The 6,000-nt window shown below is 47.0% G+C and carries 8 protein-coding genes; 5 read left to right on the top strand and 3 right to left on the bottom strand.

Going from position 1 to position 6,000, the window contains the following annotated elements; all coding sequences use genetic code 11:
• Nucleotides 1-248: hypothetical protein (locus WQ57_RS27110; protein ID WP_206540548.1), on the bottom strand; the 248-nt coding region annotated here is incomplete at its 3' end.
• A 276-nt stretch (nucleotides 249-524) separates the two neighbouring features.
• Here WQ57_RS27110 and WQ57_RS04385 point away from each other — a divergent pair.
• The 5 genes from WQ57_RS04385 to WQ57_RS04365 all read left to right on the top strand — a co-directional run bounded on the left by WQ57_RS04385 (nucleotide 525) and on the right by WQ57_RS04365 (nucleotide 5,205).
• Entirely contained in the window at nucleotides 525-1,388 is an 864-nt protein-coding gene (locus WQ57_RS04385; RefSeq protein ID WP_046522497.1) for a YitT family protein, read from the top strand.
• 50 nt (nucleotides 1,389-1,438) lie between these two features.
• Nucleotides 1,439-1,765: a cytochrome c551 gene (gene cccB / locus WQ57_RS04380; protein ID WP_046522496.1), complete on the top strand. Its 327-nt coding sequence runs from the start codon at nucleotides 1,439-1,441 to the stop codon at nucleotides 1,763-1,765.
• Between the two features lie 375 nt (nucleotides 1,766-2,140).
• Nucleotides 2,141-2,827: a cell division ATP-binding protein FtsE gene (ftsE, locus tag WQ57_RS04375; RefSeq protein WP_046522495.1), complete on the top strand. Its 687-nt coding sequence runs from the start codon at nucleotides 2,141-2,143 to the stop codon at nucleotides 2,825-2,827.
• Nucleotides 2,817-3,713, top strand: coding sequence for a permease-like cell division protein FtsX (gene ftsX / locus WQ57_RS04370; RefSeq protein WP_046522494.1), 897 nt, complete (start codon nucleotides 2,817-2,819; stop codon nucleotides 3,711-3,713). The genes ftsE and ftsX overlap by 11 nt, the downstream gene beginning before the upstream one ends.
• Nucleotides 3,714-3,819: 106 nt before the next feature.
• On the top strand, nucleotides 3,820-5,205 hold the full coding sequence (locus WQ57_RS04365; protein WP_046522493.1) for a murein hydrolase activator EnvC family protein: 1,386 nt from the start codon (nucleotides 3,820-3,822) through the stop codon (nucleotides 5,203-5,205).
• A 91-nt stretch (nucleotides 5,206-5,296) separates the two neighbouring features.
• On the opposite strand, the gene WQ57_RS04360 is transcribed toward WQ57_RS04365, so the two are convergent.
• Together WQ57_RS04360 and WQ57_RS04355 are read right to left on the bottom strand one after the other, a co-directional pair.
• Nucleotides 5,297-5,560: a phage holin family protein gene (locus WQ57_RS04360; RefSeq protein WP_046522492.1), complete on the bottom strand. Its 264-nt coding sequence runs from the start codon at nucleotides 5,558-5,560 to the stop codon at nucleotides 5,297-5,299.
• 118 nt (nucleotides 5,561-5,678) lie between these two features.
• Nucleotides 5,679-5,954 carry an alpha/beta-type small acid-soluble spore protein gene (locus WQ57_RS04355; protein ID WP_046522491.1) on the bottom strand — a complete coding sequence of 92 codons (276 nt, stop codon included), beginning with the start codon at nucleotides 5,952-5,954 and terminating at the stop codon, nucleotides 5,679-5,681.
• Nucleotides 5,955-6,000 lie beyond the last annotated feature (46 nt).

Genomic DNA, 6,000 nt, shown 5'->3' with positions numbered 1-6,000 from the left:
GGCCCGAAAAACGGCGATTGAGAAGAAAACGGTCGTCCATCGCCCTGATGGAGGCCCGGAAAATTGAGATTGAGCAATAAACGGTCGTCCATCGCCCTGATGGAGGCCCTGAAACCTGAGATTGAGCAATAAACGGTCGTCCATCGCCCTGATGGAGGCCCTGAAAATTGAGATTGAGCAATAAACGGTCGTCCATCGCCCTGATGGAGGCCCTGAAACCTGAGATTGAGCAATAAACGGTCGTCCATCGCCCTGATGGAGGCCCGAAACCCTGCGATTGAGCAGAAAATGGTCATCCATCGCCCTGATGGAGGCCCTGAAACCTGAGATTGAGCAGAAAACGGTCGTCCATCCCCCCAACCTCCCCTGCAAACCACGCCACAATCTCTAGAATAGCTTCTGACCAAAATCAGCAAACTAATCCCAAAAACCTTTTACCCTTTACCACAGCAGATGGATGGCGTTTACAGCAAAAGGCTCTCATGCTATACTCACTGCTGGAAAAAAACACGAAGGGGAATAATATGAAGAGACAGAGAAATGCTGTAGTGAATCCAAAGCTTGAAAAGTTAATTGAATATGTTTATGTCCTGGTTGGGTCGGCGATTGTGGCCATTGCTTTCAATCAATTTTTGCTGCCAAACCAGATTGCTTCCGGGGGAGTCAGCGGGATAAGCATCATTCTGGCCAGCGTCCTTGGCTGGGAGCCTGCGTATGTCCAATGGTCATTCAACATACCGCTGTTTGTCGCTGGAGTCATCCTGCTGGGCAGGCAATTTGGAGCCAAAACACTGGTCGGCACCATCTTTCTTCCTTTTATCGTCTTTTTGACAAAGGATTGGGCGCCGTGGACGCTCGACCCGCTGCTTGGCTCGCTGTTTGGAGGAATTTGTGTCGGTCTGGGCCTCGGGATTGTGTTCCGTGGCAAGGCCTCCACGGGCGGGACGGATTTGGCTGCGCAGATCATCAATAAATACACAGGATTCTCTCTCGGTGCCTGTGTGGCGTTAATTGACGGGTTGATCGTCCTTGCCGCCGCAACTGTGTTTGATATTGAGCGCGGCCTTTATGCGCTGATCGGGCTGTATGTGACAAGCAAGACAATTGATATGGTCCAGGTGGGAATAGGACGTTCCAAGATGACGCTTGTCATCACCTCACGCCAGGAAGAAGTGAGGGAAGCGATTTTGAATAAAATCGACCGGGGTATGACAAAACTATCAGCATATGGCGGCTATACCGATGAAGAACGACCGGTTTTGATGTGTGTAGTGGACCAAACGGAGTTCACAAAATTGAAACAAGTTGTGAAAAACATTGACCCCGCAGCCTTTATTATTGTTACCGATGCCTCCGAGGTGCTGGGGGAAGGTTTTAAAAGAGCATGACATTGGTATATGATAGAAGCGTATGCAAAATTTTCTAAGGGGGAGTTAAGGTGAACAAGAAATTATTGGCTTTATTATTTGGAGCCTCCCTTGCGCTTGCAGCCTGCGGTGGCGGCGGCGATGAAGCGGGCGGCGGAACAGGCAGCGATAGCGCAGGTGCCGGAGATCCCGAAAAGCTTTATACGCAAAAATGTTCAGGCTGCCATGGCGGTGATCTGCAAGGCGGAGCTGGCCCGGCATTGGCGAACATTGGTTCTAAATATTCACAGGAAGAAATTGAGGGCATCATCCTTAACGGGCAGGGTGCCATGCCTAAGGAATTGCTGAAGGGCGAAGAGGCAACAGCTGTAGCTGAGTGGCTTGCAGGGAAAAAATAAATGCGACAGCAAAAGGCTTGTGGTTTATCCGCAAGCTTTTTTTGGTGCGTTTTTTTACCCGAAAACTCAACCAAAATGAAAATTTAACAATTTCGACACTAAATTCCCTTAACGCCTTGTAACATCAGTGAAATAAAACTGAACATTCTACCTATTGACAGAGCAGTGACTCTGCGGCGTTCCAGCCGACTGACAATATATAACATAGGAGAAAAATAGAATTAAATGGGTGAAATTGGCTAAAAAAAGAGGTTTGAAAACAAAATGTAATATTTTTTAGGGTTTTTTTGCGATATCCAGATGATATAATGTTCCTGTTACAAAAAATGTCGAAAGTTAGCCAGAGGATAAAAAACAACCTAAGGTGATTCAAACATGATTGAAATGAAGGAAGTATACAAAACATACCCGAACGGCGTAACAGCCGCCAACGGGATCAATGTTTTCATAGATCAAGGAGAATTTGTTTACGTGGTTGGACCGAGCGGCGCGGGTAAATCTACTTTTATCAAGATGATGTACCGTGAAGAAAAGCCGACAAAAGGAACGATTACCGTAAACAATATTAATCTCTCGAAATTAAAAAATAGCAAAGTCCCATTGCTGCGCCGCAACATTGGCATGGTATTCCAGGATTTTAAACTGCTTGAGACCCTTACCGTTTATGAAAATGTTGCATTTGCGATGGAAGTGGTCGAAGAACAACCGAATGTAATCAAGAAGCGAGTGATGGAAACCCTCGAACTGGTCGGATTGAAGCACAAGGCAAGGATGCTTCCGACTGAGCTTTCCGGAGGGGAGCAGCAGCGTGTTGCAATTGCCCGTTCGATTGTCAACTCGCCTAAAGTGGTGATTGCCGATGAGCCGACCGGGAACCTGGATCCGGAAACTTCATGGGGAATCATGAAGATTTTTGAGGAAATCAATCTTAGAGGGACGACCGTGGTGATGGCCACTCATAACAAGGATATCGTCAACAACTTGACGCATCGGGTTATTGCCATCGAGAGCGGGAAAATCGTCCGTGACGAACAGAAGGGTGGTTACGGCTATGAAAGCTAGAACCTTCCGCCGCCATCTTAGAGAAAGCTTCAAGAGCCTGGGCCGCAACGGCTGGATGACGCTTGCGTCCATCTCGTCGGTCACCGTGACCCTGCTTCTAGTCGGTGTCTTTTTCGTCATTATGATGAATTTGAATAGTGTGGCGACGTCGATTGAGGAAGATGTCGAAATTCGCGTCCATATCGACCCTGCTGCCAATGAAAAGGACAAACAGACATTGGAACAGCAGATCGCCGGCATTGCCGAAGTCAAAAGCATTGACTATTCTCCTAAAGAAGAAGAGCTCAGCAGCCTGATTGCAAGCTTTGGCGAAGAGGGAGAGGCGTTGAAGCTTGTTGAACAGGAAAATCCGTTAAATGATGTCTTCGTCCTAAAGACGAAAAATCCTACCGATACGATAAGAGTTGCTAAGCAGATTGAAGACTTCAATTTCGTTTTCAGTGTCAAATACGGACAAGGTACAGTGGAATCACTGTTTAATTTCATAAATGTGAGCAGGAATGTCGGCTTGGTGCTGATCATCGGCCTCTTGTTCACCGCTATGTTCCTGATTTCCAATACGATTAAAATCACGATCATGGCCCGGCGCAAGGAAATTGAAATCATGCGCCTTGTTGGTGCGACCAACTCGTTCATCAGATGGCCATTCTTCCTTGAGGGGCTATGGCTTGGCGTTTTCGGCGCCATCGTTCCAATCAGTATCCTGGCAACAGCCTATTATTACCTGTTTGATTTCCTTCAGGGAAAGCTGGCCGCCAACCATTTTATTAAGTTGATCGAATTCAACCCGTTTGTTTACCAGTTATCAGCCATCCTGTTGTTGATGGGGGCGGCAATCGGGATCTGGGGAAGCCTCATGTCCGTCCGAAAGTTCCTGAAAGTGTAAAGGGAAGGGCTAGGGCCTTCTCTTACATAGCAAATCTACCATTTTGACGAAACAGAGAGAGACAGAAGTTACGAAACTATCAAAACTTGAGAGGGGTATTAATCTAGTGAAAAAACAGATACTCTCACTAGCTGTAGTCAGTACTTTAAGTCTGGGCTCTTTGCTCAGTCCAAATTTTGCAGACCATGTTAGTGCCAACAGCCTAAACGATTTGAAAAACGAACAGCAGCGCATCGACCAGGAGCGCTCTGGCATAAATAATGAAATCAATCAAAAAAAATCGAAAATCAGCGAACTCCAAAATGAACAGCAGGACGTTCAGGCAGAAATAAAGCGTCTGGACATGGCGATGGAAGATGTCCAAAACAAGCTGGAAGAAAAGAATGCTGAAATCAAGCGCACACAGGAAGAAATTGAACAGCTGAAAAAGGATATCGTTGTCCTTGAAGACCGCATTGAAAAGCGGAACGAACTGCTGAAAGACAGGGCACGGTCCTTGCAGCTGAGCGGCGGTGCTGTCAGCTACATCGATGTCCTGCTTGGAGCACAAAGCTTCAGCGATTTTGTCGACCGCATGGGTGCAGTAGCCACAATTGCAAATGCTGATAAGGAGCTTTTGGAGCAGCATCAAAAAGACAAGGATGAGCTGGAAGCCAAAAAGAAGGAAGTTGAAGCTAAGCTTTCATCCCTGGAGAAAATGAAGGCTGAGCTTGAACAGCTTAAGAAGCAGCTGGACGGCCAAATTGCCGAAAAGAATAAACTTATGAAGTCTTTGAAGAAAGAAGAAGAAGAGTTCCATGCAGCTGTAACAGAAGATGAAGTAAAAGCAGAGTTCCTTGCAAATCAGCAAGCTGCTATCCAGAAAGCAATCCAGCTTGAGGAAGCTCGCATCGCTGAAGAAAAGAGGCAGGAAGCCATCAGGGCTGCTGAAGAAGCGAGAAGAGCAGAGGAAGCTCGTCAAGCAGAAGCAGAACGACAAAAAGCAGCAGCTTCAGCTGCCAAGAGCAACAATAACAGCAATAACGCAGTATCCGCAGCCAGTGCTCCGGCTCCTAAGCCAGCACCAGCACCAGCTAAGAAACCTGCCGTGTCCAACAGTGCCTTTACCTGGCCTGCAGCCGGCCGTGTATCTTCAGGATTCGGATCACGCTCTTTGGGTCAGCATTATGGAATCGACATTGCCCAGCCTGGGCCTAATGTGCCTATCGTAGCGGCAGCAGGTGGTGTAGTCAGCCGTTCCGATTACTCAAGTTCATATGGAAATGTTATTTATATTTCCCACTCCATCAATGGACAAGTCTATACAACCGTTTATGCCCATTTAAGCTCAAGAGCGGTTGGCGTAGGTTCCGTTGTCAGCAAAGGCCAGCGCATTGGAACAATGGGCAACACAGGCCAATCGTACGGCCAGCACTTGCATTTTGAACTTCATAAAGGTCCTTGGACAGCCTCAAAAGGGAATGCTGTGAATCCAATGCCTTATTTGCCATAAAGAAAAGAGAGACTTTTGTCTCTCTTTTTTATTTCCCGGTTTTTTAGGATCCAAACTAACAATCTATTAAAATAGTCCCCTATTATTTTGGCTAGTTCCTATTTCTTTTGGCCCCCATTGTCTGCTTGTACATTTGGTGGCCGAGAATCGCTACGCCTGCGGCAATGATTCCATTGATGACACCTGTTATCGAAAAGCCGAAAGCATACGTCCCGAACCCAATTGAAACGGAGAGAAGAATCCAGATAATGCTCCAGTCGGGGATTTTAGGAGTTTGCTTCAGGGCATATCCAATAACCCATAATGCAGGCACAAGCATATAATAGTTTTCATTTAAAAAATCCAGCAGGTCCAAGTTCCCACCTCCATAAGAATAGTAGCTGTGCTTATACTACTTTATGCAGGGGCAAGCTCTTCTGCCTGGACACTATTTGTTCCCGTTAAAAAGGGCACGCCTTGGAGCATGCCCTTTTTTATTGCTTTTTCATCTGCTCCTGAGCCATGCGGATCATTTCCTTGACCATGTTTCCGCCAATTGTGCCGCCTACTTTTCCCGCTTCATGGGATGTCAGCCTGCCATTATAGCCTTGCTGCAAAGGCACATGGTTTTCCCTGGCCACTTCGTACTTTACATTGTCGGGGTCCTTGCTGTCCACAGTATACCCCTGGTTCCTCATCACATCTGCCTTTAGCTGGTCAAGAGCTCCGCGGGCCTCAGGCACAAGCGGGCGCCTTTTTCTTCTGGGCATCTCTAATCCTCCTTTTCACCTTTTGACTAGTATGTCCCGCAATGCT

This window comes from Mesobacillus campisalis, assembly GCF_000986785.1.
Classification (GTDB): domain Bacteria; phylum Bacillota; class Bacilli; order Bacillales; family Cytobacillaceae; genus Mesobacillus_B; species Mesobacillus_B campisalis.
Note: the sequence above shows the minus strand (reverse complement) of the source record. Positions and strands in the feature narration are given on the sequence as shown.

Coding starts and splice junctions, on each gene's coding strand:
- WQ57_RS04385 (WP_046522497.1), top strand. CDS start 525: ATGAAGAGACAGAGAAATGCTGTAGTGAATCCAAAGCTTGAAAAGTTA.
- ftsE (WP_046522495.1), top strand. CDS start 2,141: ATGATTGAAATGAAGGAAGTATACAAAACATACCCGAACGGCGTAACA.
- ftsX (WP_046522494.1), top strand. CDS start 2,817: ATGAAAGCTAGAACCTTCCGCCGCCATCTTAGAGAAAGCTTCAAGAGC.
- WQ57_RS04355 (WP_046522491.1), bottom strand. CDS start 5,954: ATGCCCAGAAGAAAAAGGCGCCCGCTTGTGCCTGAGGCCCGCGGAGCT.